The 24,993-nt window shown below is 69.0% G+C and carries 4 protein-coding genes and 1 pseudogene; 4 read left to right on the top strand and 1 reads right to left on the bottom strand.

Translation table 11 applies throughout. The features are described 5' to 3' along the window. Window positions 1–30: 30 nt before the first annotated feature. From G6N34_RS24375 to G6N34_RS24365, 4 genes and pseudogenes are all read left to right on the top strand, one after another. Window positions 31–13,563 carry a non-ribosomal peptide synthetase gene (locus G6N34_RS24375; protein WP_109788491.1) on the top strand — a complete coding sequence of 4,511 codons (13,533 nt, stop codon included), beginning with the start codon at window positions 31–33 and terminating at the stop codon, window positions 13,561–13,563. Further along, window positions 13,560–21,714: pseudogene (locus G6N34_RS24370) on the top strand (amino acid adenylation domain-containing protein); the annotation flags it as partial. The gene G6N34_RS24375 and the pseudogene G6N34_RS24370, both read left to right, overlap by 4 nt. 33 nt (window positions 21,715–21,747) lie before the next feature. Continuing rightward, window positions 21,748–22,530 (top strand): thioesterase domain-containing protein, encoded by a 783-nt coding sequence (locus G6N34_RS28565; RefSeq protein WP_456320156.1) that lies wholly within the window; start codon window positions 21,748–21,750, stop codon window positions 22,528–22,530. Between the two features lie 49 nt (window positions 22,531–22,579). Further along, window positions 22,580–23,863 (top strand): glycosyltransferase, encoded by a 1,284-nt coding sequence (locus tag G6N34_RS24365; RefSeq protein WP_085152073.1) that lies wholly within the window; start codon window positions 22,580–22,582, stop codon window positions 23,861–23,863. Window positions 23,864–23,866: 3 nt separating this feature from the next. Here G6N34_RS24365 and G6N34_RS24360 read toward each other — a convergent pair whose 3' ends face one another. Further along, window positions 23,867–24,631: a phthiotriol/phenolphthiotriol dimycocerosates methyltransferase gene (locus G6N34_RS24360; RefSeq protein ID WP_234812897.1), complete on the bottom strand. Its 765-nt coding sequence runs from the start codon at window positions 24,629–24,631 to the stop codon at window positions 23,867–23,869. Window positions 24,632–24,993 lie beyond the last annotated feature (362 nt).

Genomic DNA, 24,993 nt, shown 5'->3' with positions numbered 1-24,993 from the left:
GAGGGTCGGGGGAGCCTTGGGGGGACTCGCATGGAGTCGGACAGTCGCGCGCTGCCACTGACGCGGGGACAGCTCGACATCTGGCTGTCGCAGGAGACGGGGGACACCGCCGCGACGGACTGGCAGCTGGGGCTGCTGGTGAAGATCGACGGCGCGGTGGACACCTATGCCCTGGAGTGGGCCATCCGGCGCGTGGTCCGTGACATCGAACCGGGCCGGGCGTCCTTCGAGCACATCGACGGCCAGGTCGTGCAGCGCGTGCTGGAGGACCCGGCGGTGGCGCTCGAGTTCCACGATCTGACCGGCTCCGACGACGCCGGCGCCGACCTGGACCGCGTCGTGGCCTTGATTCAGCGCACACCCCTGCCACTGTCCGGTCCGCTGTTCAAGTTCGCGCTGATGCAGACCCGTGCCGACGAGTTCCACCTGTTCGCCTGCTGCCACCACATCGTCATCGACGGGTTCGCGCTGGGACTGGCGGGGCAGCGCATCTCGTCGGTGTACACGGCTGTGGTGTCCGGCGCTCCCGTGCCACCGCCGCTGTTCGGTTCGCTGCAGGACCTGGTCGACCTGGAGACCGCGTATGAGGGCTCGGACGATCACCGCGACGACGAGGCCTACTGGACCCAGAATCTGCCGCCCGACCTGGACACCGATCGACTCCCGCCGGCGGTCGCCGGCAACCCGGATCCGGCTCCGCCCAGCGCACCGCTGCCGCTGGACGCCGAGGTCATCGCCGCGGTGGAGGACTTCTCCCACCGTCTCGGCATCCCGCGGTCCTCGGTGCTGACCGCGGCCTGCAGCCTGCTGCTGCGGGGGCGGTTCGCCGACGGCCCCGAGGTGGTGCTGGACTTCCCGGTGAGCCGGCGAGTGCACCCCGCCTCCAAAACGCTGCCCGGCATGTTCGCCGGCGTGGTGCCGCTGACGCTGAGACTCGCCCCGGCGACGTCGGTGACACAGTTCTGCCGGCACGTCGACACCCGGATCCGGGAAGCCGTCCAACACCAGCGTTACCCGGTGCACGCGCTGGAACGACAGGCCAGCACCCACACGGCCGGGCGCTCGGCGGCGCGGGTGGGGGTCAACTTCCTGCCGTCCACCACCACGCTGTCGTTCGGCGGACTGACAGCGACGGCCTCGTACACGAACGCGGGACCGGTGGGCAGTTTCGGGCTGATCTTCTCCAGCGCCGACGGCGACCTGTGCCTCAGCACCGCGGGCGCGGGGCAACCGTTCACCGAGTGGGACGCCGCCGAACTCGCGCACCGTCTGGTCGCGGTGCTGTCGGCGATGACCGCCGATCCGGAGCGGGCGCTGTCGACCATCGACCTGCTCGAACCGGCGACCCACGCGCAGCTGGATCAGTTCGCCAACGCCGCGACGCTGCTTCGGCCCGCCGCCCCGGGGCTGAGCATCCCCGAGATGTTCGCCGCACAGGTGGCCAGATCGCCCGAGGCGGAGGCGATCCGATCTGCGCGCCGGTCATTGACCTACCGGGAACTGGACGAGTCCGCGGATCGCTTGGCACACCGGCTGTTTGAGTGTGGAGCCGGGCCCGGCCAACGCGTGGGACTGCTGTTGCACCGCTCCGTCGACGCCGTCGTGTCGATCCTTGCGGTGCTGAAAACCGGCGCGGCATATGTCCCGATCGATCCGGCGCATCCCGATGCCCGGATCGATTTCATGCTCGACGACGCGACGCCGATCGCCGTGCTGACCACCACCGGGCTGGCGAGCCGGGTGATGGGCCGTGACGTCACGGTGATCGACGTCGAAGCCGGTGCCCGCGCCCGTCGATCCGGTGCCGCCGGACCCGGGCCCGCCGCCGAGGACGTGGCGTACGTCATCTACACCTCCGGCACCACCGGCGTCCCCAAAGGGGTGGCGATCACCCACCGCAACGTGACCCAGCTGATCGCCTCCCTGCCCGCGGCCGACCCTGCGGCAGGACCGGCCGAAGTGTGGTCACACTGGCATTCCTACAGCTTCGACATGTCGGGCTGGGAGGTCTACGCGGCGCTGCTGCGCGGCGCCGCCCTGGTCGTGGTGCCCGAATCGGTCGCGCGGTCACCGGAGGATCTGCGCGCCCTGCTGATCGAGCAGAACGTCACGGTGCTGAGCATGACGCCGTCGGCGGCCGGGATGCTGAACCCCGACGGCCTCGAGGGTGTCACGCTGAGGGTGGCCGGCGAGGCCTGCCCCGCTGACCTGGTGGATCGCTGGGCCCCCCAGCGGACGATCATCAACGACTACGGGCCCACCGAGACCACCATGCTGGTGTCGACCACCGGACCGCTGCCGGCGGGCGCGGCCACGGCGTCGGTGGGCAGGCCGCTGGACGGCTCGGCGCTGTTCGTCCTCGACAGCTGGCTGCGCCCCGTCCCTCCGGGGGTGACCGGCGAACTGTACGTCGCCGGGCAGGGTGTCGGCGTCGGCTACGCCGGGCGGCCGGGCCTGACCGGTGCGCGGTTCCTGGCCTGCCCCTACGGGCCGCCGGGCACCCGGATGTATCGGACCGGCGATCTCACCCGCTGGGGCGCCGACGGGCAACTGCAGTACCTCGGCCGCGCCGACGAGCAGATCAAGATCCGCGGCTACCGCGTCGAACTCGGGGAGATTCAGGCCGCCCTGGCCGGACTGGACGGCGTCGAGCAGGCCGCCGTGGTCGTCCGCGAGGATCAGCCCGGTGACCGTCGCCTCGTCGGGTACGTCACCGGCACCGCGGAACCCGCGAAGCTGCGCTCGGCGTTGGCCGAGAGCCTGCCCGCCTACATGGTGCCGTCGGCCGTCGTGCTGCTCGACGTTGTGCCGGTGACGGTCAACGGCAAACTCGACAGGCGGGCCCTGCCGGCGCCGGAGTACCAGGACACCGCCGGCTATCAGGCTCCGCGCGACGCCGTCGAGGAGATCCTGACCGGGGTCTTCGCGGCCGTGCTGGGGGTCGAACGGTTCGGCATCGCCGACTCGTTCTTCGATCGGGGTGGCGACTCGCTGTCGGCGATGCGCCTGGTGGCCGCGGTCAACGCCGCGCTGGGCACCAGAATCGGGGTGCGGACGCTGTTCGAGAACCCCTCGGTGGCCACGTTGGCGGCGCGGGTGGGCGAGGTCGGCGACGTCATGGATCCGTTGCTGCCGGCCGAACGACCCGAGTCGGTCCCGCTGTCGTTCGCGCAGAATCGGCTCTGGATCCTGGACCAGCTGCAGGGGCCGTCGGCGGTGTACAACATGGCGCTGGCGCTGGACCTGTCCGGACCGCTCGAGGTCGAGGCGATGCGGGCCGCGCTGGCCGACGTCGTCACGCGCCACGAGAGCCTGCGCACGCTCTACCGGGCCGCCGACGGCGTGCCGCAGCAGATCGTCCTGCCCGCCGAGGAGGCCGAGTTCGGATGGCAGGTCGTCGAGGCGTCCGGGTGGACACCGGAGCAGGTCGAGCAGGCCATTGGTGAAGCCGCCGGACACTCCTTCGACCTGGCCCATGAGGTTCCGCTGAGCGTGACGCTGCTGCGCCGGGACGCCGACCAGCATGTGCTCGTCGGCGTGATGCACCACATCGCCGCCGACGGGTGGTCGATCGGGCCGCTGGTCGCGGATCTGGCCGCCGCGTATCAGGCCCGCCACCAGGGGTGCGCCCCGGACTGGGCGCCGCTGCCGGTCCAGTACATCGACTACACGCTGTGGCAGCGTGCGCAGTTGGGCGACCTCGCCGACACCGGCAGTCGGCTCGGCAGACAGGTGGCCTACTGGCGCGACACCCTCGCCGGTCTGCCGGACTGGCTGGAACTGCCCACCGACCGGCCGTATCCGCCGGCGGCCGACCTCCGGGGCGCCACGCTGACCGTGGAATGGCCGCCCGAGCTGCAACGGCGAGTCCGTGCCACGGCGCAGGAGCACGGCATCACCACGTTCATGGTCGTCGAGGCCGCGCTCGCGGTGCTGCTGTCGAAGATCAGCGGCAGCACCGATCTGGCGGTGGGCTTCTCCATCGCCGGGCGGCGCGATCCGGCCCTCGAGCAGTTGGTCGGGTTCTTCGTCAACACCCTGGTCCTGCGGGTCGACACCGCCGGGGATCCCACCGTCACCCGACTGCTGGAGCAGGTGCGACGGCGCAGCCTGGCCGCCTTCGACCACCAGGACGTGCCCTTCGAGGTGCTGGTGAACCAGCTCAACCCGACCCGGTCGATGACGCATCCTCCGCTGGTGCAGGTGCTGCTGGCGTGGCAGAACTTCGCCGCCGAAGGTGTCCTGGACCCGGCGGCCGCGCTGGCGTTCGGCGATGTCGGGGTGCGGCGGATACCGGTTCCCACCCGGACCGCACGGATGGATCTGGCGTTCGCGCTCGGTGAACGCTGGGATGAGCACGGCGAACCGGCGGGCATCGGCGGGACCGTCGAGTTCCGCACCGACGTGTTCGAGCCCAGCAGTATCGAGCGGCTGCTCGCCCAACTCCAGCGGATTCTGCTGGCCATCACCGAGGATCCGGCCCGGCGCATCTCCTCGGTGGACCTGCTCGACGACGCTCGGTCGGCGATGTGGGGCGACCGGGCGGTGGCGGCCGACCGCGCGGAGGTGACGGAGTCCATCCCCTCGACGTTCGCCGCTCAGGTCCTGCGCCGCCCGGACGCGGTGGCCTTGAGTCAGCAGAGTCGATCGCTGACCTACCGGGAGTTGGACGAGGCGTCGGACCGGCTGGCGCGGCAGTTGGCCGCCCACGGCGCCGCGCCGGGGCAGCGGGTGGCGCTGCTGTTCAGCCGGTCCGTCGAGGCGATCGTGGCGATCCTGGGCGTGCTCAAGACCGGTGCTGCCTATGTCCCAATCGATCCGGCGCACCCGGACGCCAGGATCGGCTTCGTCCTCGCCGACGCCGCCCCCGTCGCGGTCGTCACCACCGCGGCGCTGCGCAGCCGTCTGGACGGCCACTCCGGCCCCGTCATCGCCATCGACACAGACGTAGACACACGCACCGACGAGCAGTCGACCGCCGATTCACCCACCGCGCTCGTGGATCCGGCGCCGGACGACATCGCCTATCTGATCTACACGTCCGGCACCACGGGCGTGCCCAAGGGTGTGGCGATACCGCACCGCAACGTGATCGAACTGCTCGACTCGATCGGCGGTGACCTCGAGTTGTCCGGTCAGGTCTGGACTCTCGCGCATTCCCTGGCCTTCGACTATTCGGTGTGGGAGATCTGGGGCGCGCTGCTCGGCGGCGGCCGACTGGTGATCGTGCCCGAGGCGGTGTCGCGTTCGCCGGAGGATCTTCTGGCGCTGCTGGTGACCGAGCAGGTCACCATCCTGAGTCAGACGCCGTCGGCGTTCTACGCGCTGCAGACCGCCGAGGCGTTGTCGCCCGAACTGGGCCACCAGCTGAAACTGCAGACCGTGGTGTTCGGTGGTGAGGCCCTGGACCCGCAGCGGGTCGGTTCGTGGCTCGACCGGCACACCGGACTGCCCCGGATCATCAACATGTACGGCATCACCGAGACGACGGTGCACGCCTCGTTCCGGGCGATCGTCGCGGCCGACGCCGCACGCAGCGGCAGCCCGATCGGAGTGCCGTTGGCGCACCTGGGCTTTTTCGTCCTCGGACCCGACCTCGCCCCCGTGCCGGTCGGCGTGGTCGGCGAACTGTATGTGACCGGCGGCGGACTCGCGGTCGGCTACCTCGGCCGGTCCGGGTTGACCGCGGCACGCTTCGTCGCCTGCCCGTTCGGGGCCGCCGGGATACGGATGTATCGGACCGGTGACCTGGTCCGGTGGGATGCAGACGGTCAGCTGCAATACCTGGGCCGCGCCGACGACCAGGTCAAGATTCGCGGCTACCGCATCGAACTCGGTGAGATCCAGAGCGCGTTGGCCGGGCTCGACGGCGTCGAGCAGGCGGCTGTCATCGCGCGTGAGGACCGTCCGGGGGACCGCCGACTGGTGGGCTACATCACCGGAACCGCCGACCCCGCCGCCGCCCGGGCCGCGCTGAGTGATCACCTGCCGTCCTACATGGTGCCGGCCGCGGTGGTGGTGCTAGAGGCGCTGCCGTTGACGGTCAACGGCAAACTCGACACCAAGGCGCTGCCGGCACCGCACTACGCGGACGGTGCGGGCTCCCGCCGCGCCCCGGAGAACCCGGTCGAGATGGTGCTGTGCGACATCTACGCGCAGGTGCTGGGGCTCGATGAGGTCGGGGTGGACGACTCCTTCTTCGAACTCGGCGGCGACAGCATCCTGTCGATGCAGCTTGTGGCCCGTGCCCGGGCCGCCGGACTGACCTGCCGCCCGCGCGACGTCTTCGTTGAACAGACGCCCGCCCGGCTGGCCCGGGTGATGGGAGCGATTGAGGAGGCCGCGGCGCGCGACGACGGCGTGGGACTGGTCATCGCCACCCCGATCATGCGGTGGCTGTGGAGCGTCGGCGGTGCCGATCAGACCGACGACTTCAACCAGACCGTGGTGCTGCGCGCACCCGATGGTGTGACGCACGACGACGTGGTGACCATCCTGCAGGCGCTGCTGGATCGGCACGGCATGCTGCGGGCCCGGGTGGACCGAGTGGACCCGCGGGATCCCGACGCCGCCGGCCACGTCCTGAGCGTCCCGAAACCCGGAACCGTCGACGCGGCGACCCTGGTCCAGCCGGTCGAAGAGTTGTCGGCCGCGACGCTGATCGAGGCACGGGCCCGGCTCAACCCCGGGGCCGGGGCGATGCTCGCGGCGCTGTGGGAGATCGGCACCGGCCGGCTCGCGCTGCTCATCCATCATCTCGCGGTCGACGGAGTGTCCTGGCGAATCCTGTTGGAGGACTGGAACATCGCCAGTGCCCAGCATCGCAGTGGACAACCGGTCACGGTGCCCGCGACGGGGACCTCGTTCGCCCGCTGGTCCAGCGTGCTGGCCGGGCGCGCCCTGGACCCGGCCGTTGTGGCGCACGCCGAGGCCTGGCGGGCGATCTGCTCGGTCCCACCGATGCTGGCCGCACCGGACCCGAGTCGGGACACCTACGCGACCGCCGGGCGACTGTCGGCGGACCTGGATCCCGAGACCACACAGCTGCTGCTCGGCGAGGTGCCGACGGCTTTCCACGCCGGCGTGCAGGACATCCTGGTGGCAGCGTTCGGGTTGGCATGGACCGAATTCCTGGGCCGCCGAGGCCAACCCGTCCGCTTCGATGTGGAGGGGCACGGCCGCGACGAGGAGTTGGGCGCTGATGCCGATCTGTCTCGCACTATCGGCTGGTTCACCGCGAAATTCCCTGTTGCGCTGCATCCGGACGCACTGCCCTGGTCGCACGTGCAGGCCGGCGACGCGGTGCTGGACACCGTCGTCAAGGCCGGCAAGGAGCAGCTGCGGGCACAACCCGACGGGCTCAGCTACGGTCTGCTGCGGTACCTGAATCCCGGCGTGGACCTCGCCGGTTCCGAGTCCGCGATCGTGTTCAACTATCTTGGCCGCCTCGGTGCCGGTGCGGACATGTCCGACGAACTGTGGCGGCTCGATCCCGAGGGTGAGGTCCTCGCGGCTGCGGCCACCGCAGTCCGAATGCCGTTGCCGCACAGTGTGGAACTCAATGCCGGCATCCTCGAGTACGGCGACTCCGGACCGCAGCTGCATGCCAGCTGGACGTGGGCGCGTTCGGTACTCGACGAGGAGCAGGTGCAGCGGGTCAACCAGCTGTGGTTCGAGGCGCTGACCGGAATCTGTGTGCTCATCCGGCGCGGCGGAGGCGGACTGACCCCGTCGGACATCGCACCGGCCCGGCTCACCCAGCAGCAGATCGATTCGCTGGGACCCCGCGTCGCCGACGTGCTGCCGGTCACCCCACTGCAGCGTGGCCTGTTGTTCCACGCCACCGCGGCGCCCGAGCGCTCCGACGTCTACGCGGTGCAGTTGGAGATCCGGCTGTCCGGACCACTCGTCGCCGACCGGCTTCGGGACGCCGTGCGCGCGGTGGTGCGCCGGCATCCGCAGCTGGCGGCCCGGTTCCGCACCGAGTTCGGCGAACCCGTGCAGGTGATCGTGACTGATCCGGTGGTGCCCTGGCGGTATGCCGAACTGCGCGGTGATCAACCGCAGGACGAGCAGATCGAACGGCTGTGCGCGGCCGAACGTGCCCAGGTGTGCAATCTGCACGGACCGGCACCGCTGCGTGCCGCGCTGCTGCGCACCGGTCCCGACCAGTTCCGGTTCGTGCTGACCAACCATCACATCGTGCTTGACGGGTGGTCGACACCGATTCTGCTGCAGGAGATCTTCGCCAGCTATTACGGCCACCGGTTGCCCGTCCCCACGCCGTACCGGCGCTTCGTGACGTGGCTGCTGGACCGCGACGTCGCGGCCGCCGAGACCGCCTGGCGCGAGGCGCTGGCCGGCTTCGACAACCCCACCCTGGTCGGCCCGGCCGGGCGGTTGGAGCCGGGACCACGGGGCATCGGCCGCTATTCGCTGACCACCGAACTCACCGACGCGGTGGGTGAACTCGCGCGTTCGCAGCACACCACGGTCAACACCGTGCTGCAGGCCGCCTGGGCGCAGGTGCTGGCCACCCAGGCCGGGCACGCCGACGTCGCGTTCGGCACCGCGGTGTCGGGCCGACCCGCCGACCTCGCGGGTGCGGATTCGATCGTGGGCCTGCTCATCAACACCGTTCCAGTGCGCGCCAGGATGACCCCGAACACCACCGCGGCCGACCTGGTGGACCAGCTTCAGCGGTTCAGCAACGACACCCTCGAGCACCAGCATCTGGCGCTGACCGACATCCACCGGGTCGCCGGTCACGACCAGCTCTTCGACACCCTGTTCGTGTTCGAGAACTACCCCCTCGACACCTCGGCGCTCTCGGGTGCCGACGGGCTGCAGATCACGGAATTCACTGCGCTGGAACAGAATCATTACCCGTTGAGTGTGCAGGCGATACCCGGATCCGAGTTCGCCCTGCGCGTCGAATACGACACCGAGGTGTTCAGCACGGCCGACATCGACGCGGTGGTCGCACGCTACCGGCGGGCGTTGGCCGCGATGGTCGGCGATCCGCAGCGCCCACTGCTGCGGGCGGACCTGCTCGCCCCCGACGAGCATGCTCAGCTGGACCGGTGGGGCAACCGGGATGTGCTGGGGCAGAGGGCAACACCGGTCTCGATCCCGGCCCGCTTCGCCGGCCAGGTGGCGCGCACACCGGACGCGGTGGCGTTGACCGGGCAGTCCGCCTCGCTCACCTACCGCGAACTCGATGAGGCGTCGAACCGGCTGGCGCACCACCTGGTGTCCCGCGGCGCCGGTCCGGGACACAGCGTGGCCGTGATGTTCCCCCGGTCCGTCGAGGCCGTGGTGGCGATCCTGGCGGTGCTCAAGAGCGGTGCCGCCTACCTGCCGATCGACCCCGCGGTGCCGTCCGCCCGGATCGACTTCATGGTTGCCGACGCGACCCCCGTCGCCGCGGTGACCACGGCCGACCTGGCCGAACGGTTCGGCGGCAGCGCTCTCGACACCGTCGTCGCCGACGATCCCGCGGTGCAGCACCGGCCGAGCACGCCGCTGCCGGCTCCGGCGCCGGACGACCTGGCGCACATCATCTACACCTCCGGCACCACCGGCACACCCAAGGGCGTCGCCGTGACCCACGGCAACGTCACCAGGTTGTTCGACTCGATGGACGTCGGCATCGACCTGACGCCCGAGCAGGTCTGGACACAGTGCGCGTCCTACGCGTTCGACTACACAGTGTGGGAGATCTGGGGCGCGCTGCTGCACGGCGGACGTCTCGTGGTGGTCCCGGAGTCGGTCACCGCGGCACCGGAGGACTTCCATGCCCTGCTGATCGCCGAGGGCGTCACCGTGTTGAGCCAGACCCCGACGGCGGTGCGGGTGCTGTCCCACGAGGGCTTGGACACCACGTCGTTGATGATCGCGGCGGAGGCCTGCCCGGCCGAGGTGGTGGACCGGTGGGCGCCCGGACGCGTCATGGTCAACGGCTACGGGCCGACCGAGACCACGGTCTACGCCACCATCAGCGCGCCGCTGACGCCGGGGTGTGGTGTGGTCCCGATCGGCGTGCCGGTGCCCGGGGCGGCGCTGTTCGTGCTGGACGGCTGGCTGCGCCCGGTGCCCGCCGGTGTCGTCGGCGAACTGTATGTGGCCGGTCGCGGGGTGAGCAACGGCTACGTGCGCCGCCCCGGCCTGACCGCATCCCGGTTCGTGGCGTGCCCCTTCGGCGGGATGGGTGACCGGATGTACCGCACGGGCGACCTGGTCCGCTGGGGTGCCGACGGTCAGTTGGAGTACCTCGGCCGCGCCGACGAGCAGGTCAAGATCCGCGGCTACCGGATCGAACTCGGCGAGATCGAGGCCGTCCTGGGTACGGTCGACGGCGTCGAGCACGCCGTGGTGATCGCACGCGAGGATCGGCCCGGTGACCGGCGCCTGGTCGCCTATGTCACCGAGGCGTCAACCGGTGCGGTCGATCCGGCCGTCGTGCGGCCGAAACTGGCCGAGCGGCTGCCGGCCTACATGGTGCCCAGCGCGGTGGTGGTGCTCGACGCGCTGCCGTTGACGGTCAACGGCAAACTCGACAAGCGCGCGCTGCCGGCACCCGAGTACCGCGAGTCGGCCGGCTACCAGGCTCCGACCACCGCGGTCGAGGAGGTGCTCAGCGGCATCTTCTGCCAGGTGCTCGGCCTCGACCGGATCGGCGTCGACGACTCGTTCTTCGAACTGGGCGGCGACAGCATCCTGTCGATGCAGGTGGTGACCGCGGCGCGGGCAGCGGGGCTGCGCTGCCGGCCGCGCGACGTCTTCGTCGAGCAGACCGTCGCGCGACTGGCCAGAGTCGTCGACGTCGCCGACGCGCAGGGCCCCGCCGACGACGGGGTGGGCGCGGTGCCGGCCACCCCGATCATCCGGTGGCTGCACAGTCTCGACGAGACCACGCAGGTCGATCAGGCCCCGCAGTCAAATCCGACCAAGGAGTTCAACCAGACCGTCGTCGTGCAGGCCCCCGACGGGGTGACCGAGGAGGACGCCGCGGTGGTGCTGCAGGCACTGCTGGATCGGCATGCGATGCTGCGGGTTCGGGTCGACGCTGCCGGCCCTGACGGACCGGTGCTGACGGTTCCCGAACCCGGGACGGTGCGCGCCCGCGACTGCCTGCACTCGGTCGACGCGCTCACCGACGAGGCGCTGATCGAGGCGAGATCACGGCTGACCCCCGCCGCGGGCGCCATGGTCAGCGCGTTGTGGGTGCACCCCACGCGGGAACTGGTGCTGCTGATCCATCACCTCTGCGTCGACGGCGTGTCCTGGCGAATCCTGCTGGAGGACCTGAACATCGCCTGGGTCCAGCACACCAGCGGGCAGCACATCGAGTTGCCCTCAGCGGGAACATCGTTCGCCAGGTGGGCGGCATTGTTGGCCGACCATGCGACCACCGATGAGGTGGTCGAGAAGGCCGATGCGTGGCGCCGGGTGTCCGACACCCCCGCGGCAACACCGGCTCCGCAGCCAGGCGTGGACACCGCGGCCAGCGCCGGCCGGCTGTCGGCCAGCCTGGACACCGACTCGACCCGACTGCTGCTCGGCGAGGTGCCCGCGGCGTTCCATGCCGGCGTGCAGGACATCCTGCTCATCGCCTACGGGTTGGCGTTGGCGAAGTTCCTCGGCCTGGAGTCCGCCATCGGGGTCGACGTCGAGGGGCACGGGCGCGCCGAGGAGGTGGCCGACGACGTCGACCTGTCCCGAACCGTCGGCTGGTTCACCACGAAGTATCCGGTGTCGATGACCGTGCCACGGTTGGCCTGGCCGCAACTCGTCGCCGGGGAGGCCGGGGTCGGTGCGACGGTCAAGAACGCCAAGGAGCAGTTGCGCGGGCATCCGGACGGGCTCACCTACGGCCTGCTGCGGCACCTGAACCCTGACGCGGGTCTGCCCGAGCGGGAGCCGACCGTCGGGTTCAACTACCTGGGCCGGTTGGGTGCGACCGCGGCCGAGCGATCCGAGCAGCTGTGGCGGATCAGCCAGGACCGGATGGACGCGACGGTCGTCACGGCCCAGCTTCCGATGCCGTTGGCGCGCAGCATCGAACTCAACGCAGTGACCACCGACACCGACGCCGGTCCGGTGCTGCGCGCCGACTGGACCTGGGCGCGTTCAATCTTCGACGATCGACAGATCAGCGAGCTGAGCACGCTGTGGTTCGAGGCGCTGACCGGGATCTGTGCCCACGTGCGCAACGGCGGCGGCGGTCTGACGCCGTCCGACATCGTCCCGGCCCGCCTGGCCCAGCAGCAGATCGACGAACTCCAGGCCGCACACCGGGTCGCGGACATCCTGCCGCTCACCCCGCTGCAGCAGGGACTGCTCTTCCACTCCACCACCACGCGGGGTACGGGGCACCTCGGTGAGCTGTACGCGGTGCAGGTGGAGATCGCCGTGAGCGGACCGCTGGACGTCGATCGTCTGCGCGCCGCCGTGCACGGCGTGGTGCACCGGCACCCGCACCTCGCCGCCCGGTTCTGCCGGAAGTACGCAGAACCCGTGCAGGTCATCCCCGCCGATCCGGAACCGGTGTGGAGCCAGCTGGATCTGGTCGGGGACGATGCTTCGAATTCGCCTCCGATCGAGCAGGTGTGTGCCGAGGAGCGCGCCGCGGTGGGTGAGTTCACCGACGATCCCGCATTCCGGGTGGCGCTGGTCCGCACCGCCGAACAGCAGCACCTGTGCGTCGTCACGTTCCACCACATCCTGATCGACGGGTGGTCGCTGCCGCTCCTGATGCACGAGATCTTCGCGGGGTACCTCGGCGAGCGGTTGCCGACCCCGGCCTCCTACCGGGAATTCGTGACGTGGCTGGCCGACCGGGACGTCGAGGCCGCGCGCTCGGCCTGGCGCCGGGCGTTCAGCGGCTTCGACACCGCGACACTGGTCAGCCCACCCGGGCGCACCGACCTCGGACAGCGCGCGGTGGACCGGTTCGCCGTCCCCGAGGACCTCACCCGCGCACTCGAACAGCTCGCCCGCACCCACCACACCACCGTCAACACGGTGCTGCAGGCCGCGTGGGCGCTGCTGTTGACCTCGCTGACCGGCCAGCACGATGTGGCGTTCGGGGTGACCGTGTCGGGACGCCCGGCGGAGGTGGCCGGAGCCGAGACCATCATCGGCCTGGTGATCAACACCGTGCCGGTTCGCGCCACCATCACACCAGACACCACGGTGGCCGATCTGCTGCGGCAGCTGACCCGGCGACACAGCGACACGCTGGAGCACCAGCACCTGTCGCTGCGCGAGATCCACCGCGCCACTGGGCATGACGAACTGTTCGACTCCCTGATCGTCTACCAGAACTACCCCATCGAAGCGGGGAGCCGGTTGAGTGCAGACGGCCTGACCGTCACGATGACCTCGAGTCGCGAGTACAACCACTACCCGCTGACCGTGCAGGTTCACCCGGGCGATCAACTCGACATGCGGGTCGAGTACGACACCGACGTGTTCACCCCGGCCCGCATTGCGACCTTGATGCGGCGGCTGCAGCGGGTCTTTGCGGCAATGACGGCTGACCAGGGGAGTGACTCATGACCGCCGACGCCCAGCGCCTGCTCGCCATCGACCTCTTCGACGACGAGGAGCACGACCAACTCGACGAGTGGGGGAACCGGGCCGCGCTCGAAGACACCGGCGCGCCGCCGTCGATCCTGGACCTGTTCGCCGAACACGTCACGCGGTCACCGGAGGCGACGGCGGTGTCCTTCCCGGGTGGGTCGTTGACCTACTGGCAACTCGACCAGGCGTCGGACCGGTTGGCGCACAGACTGGTTGCCGGTGGTGCCGGACCGGGCGAATGCGTCGCGGTGGTGCTGGAGCGGACCGTCGAAGCGGTGATCGCGATCATGGCGGTGCTCAAGACCGGTGCCGCGCATCTTCCGATCGACCCGGCGCACCCCGATGTGCGCATCGGGTTCGTGATGCAGGACGCCGGACCGGTGGCCGCGGTGACCACACCCGAGCTGCGATCGCGGGTACGGGACCAGAACCTGTCCATCGTCGAGCTCGGGGAGACCGAGACGGGGGCGCAGGTTGAGGGCGCGTTGCCCGGAGCCCGCAGTGACGACATCGCGTACCTGATCTACACCTCGGGCACCACCGGAAAGCCCAAGGGCGTGGCGATCACGCACGGCAACGTGACGCAGCTGCTGGCGAATCTGGATGGGGGCCTGCCGGATCCGGGTGTGTGGCCGCTGTGCCATTCGCTGTCGTTCGACGTGTCGGCCTGGGAGATCTTCGGTGCGCTGCTGCGCGGCGGGCGGGTCGTGGTCATCCCGGACACCGTCACGAGCTCGCCGGACGACTTCCACGCGATGCTGGTCGCCGAGGGCGTCACGGTGCTGACCCATACGCCGTCGGCCGTGGGCATGTTGTCCCCGGAGGGCCTGGACGCCACGGCGTTGGTGGTGGTCGGCGAGGCGTGCCCGGCCGATGTGGTGGACCGCTGGGCGCCGGACCGGGTGATGATCAACGCCTACGGACCCACCGAGACCACGATGTGCGTCGCGATCAGCGCACCGCTGACGCCCGGTGCCGGCGCACCTCCGATCGGTTCACCGGTGCCGGGCGCCGCGCTGTTCGTGCTGGATCGGTTCCTGCGCCCGGTGTCCCCCGGTGTGGTCGGTGAACTCTATGTGGCCGGGCGTGGCGTGGGAGTCGGCTACCTCGGCCGGCCGGGCCTGACCGGGACCCGGTTTGTGGCGTGTCCGTTCGGTGGGGTGGGGTCGCGGATGTATCGCACCGGCGACGTCGTGCGCTGGGGTGACGACGGCCAGCTGCAGTATCTGGGGCGTGTCGATGAGCAGGTGAAGATTCGGGGTTACCGGATCGAGTTGGGTGAGGTGCAGGCGGCGTTGGCGGCGGTGGCCGGGGTGGAGCAGGCCGCTGTGATCGCCCGGGAGGACCGCCCCGGCGACAAGCGTCTGGTCGGATACGTCACCGGCGCGGTGGACGCGGCCCAGGCCCGCGCCGACGTGGCTGAGCGGCTCCCGCAGTTCATGGTGCCGGCGGCGGTGGTGGTGGTTGATGAGTTGCCGTTGACGGTGAATGGGAAGTTGGATGTGCGGGCGTTGCCGGCGCCGGAGTATCGGGATTTTGAGCGGTATCGGGCGCCTGCGACGGCGGTGGAGGAGTTGTTGACCGGCATTTATGCCGAGGTGTTGGGGTTGGATCGGGTTGGGGTGGGGGATTCGTTCTTCGATCTCGGTGGTGATTCGCTGTCGGCGATGCGGGTGGTGGCTGCGGCCAATGCGGCGTTGGATGCTGATCTGTCGGTGCGGGCGTTGTTCGAGGCGCCGACGGTGGCGGGGTTGGCGGGTCGGGTCGGTGCCTCTGGTGGGGGGTTTGCGCCGTTGGTGGCCGGTGAGCGGCCTGCGGTGGTGCCGTTGTCGTTTGCGCAGAATCGGTTGTGGTTTCTGGAGCAGTTGCAGGGGCCGTCGGCGGTGTACAACATGCCGGTGGTGTTGCGGTTGAGTGGGCCGCTGGATGTGGGGGCGTTGGGTTCGGCGTTGGCCGATGTGGTTGGGCGGCATGAGATTCTGCGGACGGTGTTGCCGGCGGTGGATGGGGTTCCGCGGCAGGTGGTGCTCGATGGTGGTGCGGTTGACTTCGGGTGGGGAGTCGTTGATGCCGGTGGTTGGTCGGAGCAGGTGCTGGCTGATGCCGTGGCGGCGGTGGTGGGTGCCAGTTTTGATCTGAGTTCTCAGGTTCCGTTGCGGGCACGGCTTTTCCGGGTTGCCGATGAGGAGTTCGTGTTGGTGGCGGTGGTGCACCACATCGCTGCTGATGGGGTGTCGGTGCCGCCGTTGTTGGCTGATCTTCGGGTGGCCTATGAGGCGCGTCGGCGGGGTGGGGAGCCGGAGTGGTTGCCGTTGCCGGTGCAGTACGCCGATTACACGGTGTGGCAGCGGGCGCAGTTGGGTGAGCTTGAGGATCCGGACAGTCGGATCGCGCAGGAGTTGGCGTATTGGCTTGATGCGTTGGCGGGGATGCCTGAGCAGATGGCGTTGCCGACGGATCGGCCGTATCCGCCGGTGGCCGATTATCGCGGGGCCAGTGTGGAGGTGAGTTGGCCGGTCGAGGTGCAGCAGCAGATCGCCGGGTTGGCTCGGGCGCGCAATGCGACGCCGTTCATGGTGGTGCAGGCCGCGTTGGCGGTGTTGTTGGCCAAGATCAGCGCCAGCAGTGATGTGGCGGTGGGGTTTCCGATCGCTGGGCGTGGTGATCCGGCGTTGGATGCGCTGGTGGGTTTCTTCGTCAACACGTTGGTGCTGCGGGTCGACCTTGAGGGGGATCCGACCGTCGGCGAGGTGGTGGCGCAGGTGCGGGCGCGCAGTCTGGCGGCCTTTGAGCATCAGGATGTGCCGTTTGAGGTGTTGGTGGATCGGCTCAATCCGACTCGGAGTCTGTCTCATCATCCGCTGGTGCAGGTGATGTTGGCGTGGCAGAACTTCGCTGGGCAGGATGTCGAGACGGTGCTCGGTGATGTCAGTGCCATGGCGTTGACGGCGGAGACGCACACCGCGCGGGTGGATGTGACGTTCTCGTTGGCGGAGCGCTGGACTGCTGCGGGGGAGCCTGCGGGTATCGGTGGGGCGGTGGAGTTCCGCACGGATGTCTTCGATGCGGCCACGATCGAGGCGTTGGTGGATCGGTTGGCCGCGGTGTTGGCGGCGATGACCGTCGATCCTGATCAGCCGGTGTCGGGTATCGATGTCGTCGATGCCGGTGAGCATGCCCGCCTGGATCAGTGGGGTAATCGGGCGGTGTTGAGCGCGCCGGTGCCGGTGCCGGCGTCGATTCCGGCGTTGTTCGCCGCGCAGGTGGCTCGTACGCCGCAGGCCGGGGCGGTCACCTGTGACGGGCAGACGGTGACGTATGCGGAGTTGGATGCGGCGTCGAACAGGTTGGCTCATCTGCTGGTCGGTCATGGGGCTGGGCCCGGACATTGTGTGGCACTGCTGGTTCCGCGATCGGTGGAGGCGGTCATCGCGATCATGGCAGTGCTCAAGACCGGTGCGGCCTACCTGCCGATGGACCCGGCCCATCCCGACGCCCGCATCGGCTTCATGCTCGGCGACGCCGCACCCACCGCCGCCATCACCACCGGCGAGTTGGCGGCCCGGCTGGTCGGCTCCGGTCTGACCGGCTCCGATCTGAGCGTGATCGGGGTGAACGACGTCTCGGTGCTCACCCAGCCCAGCACCGCGCTGCCGCTTCCGGACCCCGACGACACGGCCTACATCATCTACACCTCGGGCACCACCGGAACACCCAAGGGCGTGGCCATACCGCACCGCAATGTGGCGCTGCTGCTGGAATCGCTGGACCCCGACCTGGATCTGGCGGGGCAGGTGTGGTCGCAGTGCCACTCACTGGCCTTCGACTTCTCCGTCTGGGAGATCTTCGGCGCGGTGCTGCGCGGCGGCCGAGTGGTGGTGGTCTCGGAGACCGCGGCCCGCTCCCCGCAGGACCTGCACGCGCTGCTGATCGCCGAACAGGTCACCATGCTCAGTCGCACGCCGTCGGCGTTCTACGCACTGCAGACCGCCGACGCCGCGCTGTCTCCCGAACTTCGCGAGCAGTTGCGGCTGCAGGCGGTGGTGTTCGGCGGCGAGGCCCTCGAACCGCAGCGACTGCGGCCGTGGTCGGACAACCACCCGCACTCTCCGCGGCTGATCAACATGTACGGCATCACCGAGACCACGGTGCACGCGTCGTTCCGAGAGATCTACGACGGGGACACCGACAGCAGCGCCAGCCCGATCGGCCTGCCGCTGACCCACCTGGGATTCTTCGTCCTGGACCGACGGTTGCGCCCGATGCCGGTCGGTGTGGCCGGTGAACTGTATGTGGCGGGGGCCGCACTGGCCACCGGGTACGTGGGCCGGCCGGGCCTGACCGGGACCCGGTTTGTGGCGTGTCCGTTCGGTGGGGTGGGGTCGCGGATGTATCGCACCGGCGACGTGGTGCGTTGGACCGCCGAGGGGGAACTGCAGTATCTGGGGCGTGTCGATGAGCAGGTGAAGATTCGGGGTTACCGGATCGAGTTGGGTGAGGTGCAGGCGGCGTTGGCGGCGGTGGCCGGGGTGGAGCAGGCCGCTGTGATCGCCCGGGAGGACCGTTCCGGCGACAGGCGCCTGGTCGGTTACCTGGTCGGCGCCGCCGATCCCGCCGTGGTGCGAGAACAGCTGACCAGCATGCTGCCGGCCTACATGGTGCCGGCGGCGGTGGTGGTGGTTGATGAGTTGCCGTTGACGGTGAATGGGAAGTTGGATGTGCGGGCGTTGCCGGCGCCGGAGTATCGGGATTTTGAGCGGTATCGGGCGCCTGCGACGGCGGTGGAGGAGTTGTTGACCGGCATTTATGCCGAGGTGTTGGGGTTGGATCGGGTTGGGGTGGGGGATTCGTTCTTCGATCTCGGTGGTGATTCGCTGTCGGCGATGCGGGTGGTGGCTGCGGCCAATGCGGCGTTGGATGCTGATCTGTCGGTGCGGGCGTTGTTCGAGGCGCCGACGGTGGCGGGGTTGGCGGGTCGGGTCGGTGCCTCTGGTGGGGGGTTTGCGCCGTTGGTGGCCGGTGAGCGGCCTGCGGTGGTGCCGTTGTCGTTTGCGCAGAATCGGTTGTGGTTTCTGGAGCAGTTGCAGGGGCCGTCGGCGGTGTACAACATGCCGGTGGTGTTGCGGTTGAGTGGGCCGCTGGATGTGGGGGCGTTGGGTTCGGCGTTGGCCGATGTGGTTGGGCGGCATGAGATTCTGCGGACGGTGTTGCCGGCGGTGGATGGGGTTCCGCGGCAGGTGGTGCTCGATGGTGGTGCGGTTGACTTCGGGTGGGGAGTCGTTGATGCCGGTGGTTGGTCGGAGCAGGTGCTGGCTGATGCCGTGGCGGCGGTGGTGGGTGCCAGTTTTGATCTGAGTTCTCAGGTTCCGTTGCGGGCACGGCTTTTCCGGGTTGCCGATGAGGAGTTCGTGTTGGTGGCGGTGGTGCACCACATCGCTGCTGATGGGGTGTCGGTGCCGCCGTTGTTGGCTGATCTTCGGGTGGCCTATGAGGCGCGTCGGCGGGTGGGGAGCCGGAGTGGTTGCCGTTGCCGGTGCAGTACGCCGATTACACGGTGTGGCAGCGGGCGCAGTTGGGTGAGCTTGAGGATCCGGACAGTCGGATCGCGCAGGAGTTGGCGTATTGGCTTGATGCGTTGGCGGGGATGCCTGAGCAGATGGCGTTGCCGACGGATCGGCCGTATCCGCCGGTGGCCGATTATCGCGGGCCAGTGTGGAGGTGAGTTGGCCGGTCGAGGTGCAGCAGCAGATCGCCGGGTTGGCTCGGGCGCGCAATGCGACGCCGTTCATGGTGGTGCAGGCCGCGTTGGCGGTGTTGTTGGCCAAGATCAGCGCCAGCAGTGATGTGGCGGTGGGGTTTCCGATCGCTGGGCGTGGTGATCCGGCGTTGGATGCGCTGGTGGGTTTCTTCGTCAACACGTTGGTGCTGCGGGTCGACCTTGAGGGGGATCCGACCGTCGGCGAGGTGGTGGCGCAGGTGCGGGCGCGCAGTCTGGCGGCCTTTGAGCATCAGGATGTGCCGTTTGAGGTGTTGGTGGATCGGCTCAATCCGACTCGGAGTCTGTCTCATCATCCGCTGGTGCAGGTGATGTTGGCGTGGCAGAACTTCGCTGGGCAGGATGTCGAGACGGTGCTCGGTGATGTCAGTGCCATGGCGTTGACGGCGGAGACGCACACCGCGCGGGTGGATGTGACGTTCTCGTTGGCGGAGCGCTGGACTGCTGCGGGGGAGCCTGCGGGTATCGGTGGGGCGGTGGAGTTCCGCACGGATGTCTTCGATGCGGCCACGATCGAGGCGTTGGTGGATCGGTTGGCCGCGGTGTTGGCGGCGATGACCGTCGATCCTGATCAGCCGGTGTCGGGTATCGATGTCGTCGATGCCGGTGAGCATGCCCGCCTGGATCAGTGGGGTAATCGGGCGGTGTTGAGCGCGCCGGTGCCGGTGCCGGCGTCGATTCCGGCGTTGTTCGCCGCGCAGGTGGCTCGTACGCCGCAGGCCGGGGCGGTCACCTGTGACGGGCAGACGGTGACGTATGCGGAGTTGGATGCGGCGTCGAACAGGTTGGCTCATCTGCTGGTCGGTCATGGGGCTGGGCCCGGACATTGTGTGGCACTGCTGGTTCCGCGATCGGTGGAGGCGGTCATCGCGATCATGGCAGTGCTCAAGACCGGTGCGGCCTACCTGCCGATGGACCCGGCCCATCCCGACGCCCGCATCGGCTTCATGCTCGGCGACGCCGCACCCACCGCCGCCATCACCACCGGCGACTACGCCGCGCATCTGATCGGTTCCGGGGTTGCGGTGGTGCGCCTCGACGACGCCGACATCGAGGCACAGTCCGACGCGGCCCTGCCGATGCCCGCGGCCGACGACACCGCGCATATCATCTACACCTCCGGAACCACCGGCACGCCCAAAGGCGTTGCAGTGACGCACCACAACGTGGTCAGACTGTTCGAGTCGCTGGACATCGGGCTGTCCTTGACGCCGGGGCAGGTGTGGTCGCAGTGCCACTCACTGGCCTTCGACTTCTCGTCCTGGGAGATCTGGGGCGCCCTGCTGCACGGCGGGCGCCTGGTGGTCGCGCCCGACGAGGTGGCCCGTTCCCCCCAGGACCTGCACACGCTGCTGCTCACCGAACACGTCGCCGTGCTGAACCAGACCCCGTCGGCGCTGGCCGCGTTGACCCCGGCCGGGTTGCAGTCGGTGGCGACCGTCGTGGCAGGCGAGGCGTGCCCGGCCGAGGTGGTGGAACGCTGGGCACCGGGACGGCTGATGATCAACGGCTACGGGCCCACCGAGACCACGGTGTACGCCACCATCAGCGCCCCGCTCACCGCGGGTGTCTCGGTCATCCCGATCGGCCTGCCGGTGCCCGGCGCGGCGCTGTTCGTGCTGGACAAGTGGTTGCGGCGGGTGCCGGTGGGCGTGATCGGCGAACTCTATGTCGCCGGCACCGGAGTCGCCCAGGGCTACCTTCGTCGCCCCGGGCTGACCGCGGCGCGGTTCGTGGCCTGCCCGTTCGGCACCAACGGCGCCCGGATGTACCGCACCGGTGACCTGGTGCGCTGGGGTCCGGACGGTCAGCTGCAGTACCTCGGCCGAGCCGATGACCAGGTCAAGATCCGGGGCTACCGCATCGAACTCGGTGAGGTGCAGGCGGCGCTGGCGGCCCTGGACGGGGTCCGGCACGCCGTCGTGGTGACGCGCGAGGACCACCCGGGTGACAGACGACTGGTCGGCTACGTCACCGGAGAGGTGGACCCCGTCGACGCGCGATCCCTGCTGGGCGCCAAGCTGCCCCCCTACATGGTCCCGGCCGCGGTGGTCGTCGTCGACGAACTGCCGTTGACCATCAACGGCAAACTCGACGTAAGGGCCCTGCCCGCCCCGGACTACCTGGATGTCGACCGCTACCGGGCGCCGAGCACCCCGACCGAACAGCTCCTGGCCTCGATGTATGCCCGCGTGCTCGGGTTGCAGAAGGTGGGCGTCGACGACTCGTTCTTCGACCTCGGCGGTGACTCGCTCTCGGCGATGCGGCTGATCTCGGCGGTCAACACCACGTTGGGCGCCAACCTCGCGGTGCGGACGCTGTTCGACACACCGTCGGTAGCCGGACTGAGCCGCCAGCTGGGCAGCACCGCGAGCACCGAGGAGGTGCTTCCGGTGGAGATCCTCAGCACCGGCACCGGGACCCCGGTGTGCTGCATCCACGACGGGTTCGGCCTCAGCTGGCCGTACCGCGCATTGGCGGCCCGCCTCGACTGTCCGATGATCGGATTCAACCAGGTGCAGGCGGACGGGGTTGCCGCCGCCGGGTCGGTGCACGAGATGGCTGTGGCCTACGCCGACCGAATCCAGGCGGTCAGTCCCGGCGACGCGTACCGACTGCTGGGCTGGTCCTTCGGCGGCGTGGTCGCCCATGAGGTCGCCGTCGAACTGCAGCGGCGTGGGTGCACGGTCGAGCGGCTCGTACTGCTCGACGCCTCCTACGGCGCCAACAGCATCCAGAGCCAGGACGTGATGACCGAAAGTCACATCATCGAACACGTGCTGCGGGCCGGCCACGTGGAGGTACCGGCCGAAGCCGGACCCATCAGCTATGACGTTGCACAGCAGTTGATCAGCGATCGCCATGCGATCGACGTCGCGCTTCCCCCGAAACAACTGGTGGAGGCCATGATCAGAAATGTGAACCATAATCAGACGCTGATGCGATCACACACTCCGGGACACTTCGGCGGAGACGTCGTGATCTTCTCGGCTGGGCGCAGCACGGGTGATTTCGACCGGCCACACAGCGAGATCTGGCGCCAGTTCGTCGGCGGTGACATCACGGCGCACACGGTGGACTGCACGCATCACGACATGCTGAACCCCGATGCGCTGGGGTCCTATGCCGACCGACTGGCATCATCGCTGCGGGGGGATGTTCTCTGACCAGCGTTTCCAACGGAGGGAGCGAAGGCGACTGAGGTGGGGGATTCACATGAGGGCTGTGCTGGCGAGCTACGGGAGTCGCGGAGACATCGAACCGTGCGCCGCCGTCGCGCGCGAACTGCAGGCACGCGGGCATGACGTGCAGTTGGCGGTTCCACCCGACCTGATACCGCTGGTCGAATCGGTGGGACTCGAGGCTGTGCCGTATGGGATCGACTCACGAAAACCGCTGGAGGCACAGCGCAGAATGCACACGTCGCGGGGCGGGGTCCGGAACGTCACCGAAGCGGTGGTGTCCGGGCGGGAGGCGTCACGACACCTCACCAGGGTCTGGTCCGAGGCCGGTCCCACCCTGCGCAGGCTGTGCCGGGGCGCGGACGTCATCTTCACCGGACTGTTCTTCGAACAGATCACCGCCAATGTCGCCGAGCACTACGACATCCCGCTGGTGGCAATGCATTACACGCCTGTGCGGCCGAACGGCCAGCTCGCCCTGGGGCGGCGTCGGCCGCCCGCCCTGGTGCTGGGCGCCATGACCTCCTACAACTGGGCGTGGTTTCTGCAGACCATGAACCTGGACAACGCGCAACGACGCGCACTCGGCATGCCGATGGCGAATCGCCCGGTTTCGCAACGGATTGCCGACCGTGGTTGGCTGGAGATCCAGGCGTACGACGAACCCGTCTTCCCCGGCCTGTCGGACGAGTGGAGTCAGCACGGTGACCGGCGGCCATTCGTCGGCGGCCTGACCCTGGAGTTGCCGGCGGAGGCCGACGACGAGGTGCTGGCCTGGATCGCCGACGGCGACCCGCCGATCTACTTCGGGTTCGGCAGCGTACCGCTGGGATCACCCGTCGACACCTACAGCATGATCACGAACGTGTGCGCACAGCTGGGTCAGCGCGCACTGATCTGCGCGGGTGGCACCAGCTTCGATGATGTCCGAGGGGCCGACGATGTCAAAGTGGTCAGTGCGGTCAACCACGCGACGGTGTTCCCAGCGTGCCGAGCGGTGGTGCACGGCGGCACCGGCGCCACCACGGCGGGTCTGCGGGCAGGCGTGCCGGCGGTGGTGCTGTGGACGCTGCTGGGCCAGCGGATCTGGGGGGCTCAGCTGGAGATGCTCAAACTCGGTGCGACGCGACGGCTTTCCACGGTGACGCGCAGAACCCTGTTCGACGATCTCAGTCGCGTGCTCGAACCGGAATGCGCACAGCGAGCGGGTGCCTTCGCCCACCGGATGACACGCGCACCCGACAGTGCCGCGCATGCCGCCGACCTCGTCGAGCGCAGCGCCGGACACAGCTGTCAGGCGTTCGGGCGCGGAGCGTGATGATCAGTCGCGGACGTAGGTCGACATCCGGTAGCAGATGTCGCCGCGGCGCAGCTGTCGTGCCGTGTTGGCGTACTGCCTTCTGGCGATGAAGGCCGGATAGCGGGTCAGTTCCGTCATCCGCGGCATGTTCCGCTCCAGACCGGTGGCCACCTCCTCGCTGATGATCCGGTCGGACACCCGACGCAACGGACCCGCGATCAGCGCGGTCTCCCACTCGGGCACCTGCCGACTCTTGCGCCGGTCGGTGTAGAGCAGATGTCCGCCGGGGCGAAGCACCCGGTGCACCTCCGACATGAACCGTGCCAGCGACGGATAGGCAAACGAGGCCTGAATGTTGAGCACGGCGTCAAAGGTGTTGTCCGCGAAGGGAAGATCCACCGCGTCGCCATGGATGAAGTCCAGTCCCGGCAGTTGGTGCTTGCGCCTGCAGAACTCGATGCCGACCGGGTTGAGATCCAGACCCGTCACCGACGCGGTCCCCAGCGTCCGGACGATATAGGACGCGCCACCTCCGTGACCGCAGCTGATCTCCAGGAGGCGCTTGCCGGTCAGGTCGACCTGCGTCGCCGTCTGGTGGTAGAGCTGGATGAAATACCGATCGGGCTCATCCTCGGGTTCCAGCGGCAGCGACATGGGTGGAGTTTCCTCGTAGCCCGCATTGATGAACAGCAGATCATCTCCCGCTGTTCGGGTGACGTAGGGATACCACTTCTGTGCAAGCGATTTCACCACGGACGAGATGGAACGCTGCTCTTCTGTCTGCACCTTTCGATTATGCCAGGGGCGGACCGGGCAACGCATTGGCTTTGCCTGGAATGGCGCGGACGAGGCGGTTGCGCAACGCCGCACATCGACAGAGTTCGGCATCAGCCAGGTATGAGCCCGCTGTCAGCCTAGAAGATGTCCCCCAAGATCGCGCATCGAGCAGTGGTGTGAAGGCGTTGCCGACGCCTGTGGACCGTTGTGTCGGAGTGCGCGGCGCACCGGGCGGATGAATGTGAAAAAAGCTCGAAACCAACCGATTTCGACTCCCGGGACCATCGCCGTCGGGTGCGGTCGGTTTAGCTGACCGGACGCTTCGCAGATCGGTGTGACAACCGTTCTGCCCGGGCAGCAGCGGTTCGTTT

The organism is Mycolicibacterium confluentis, assembly GCF_010729895.1.
GTDB lineage: Bacteria > Actinomycetota > Actinomycetes > Mycobacteriales > Mycobacteriaceae > Mycobacterium > Mycobacterium confluentis.
Note: the sequence above shows the minus strand (reverse complement) of the source record. Positions and strands in the feature narration are given on the sequence as shown.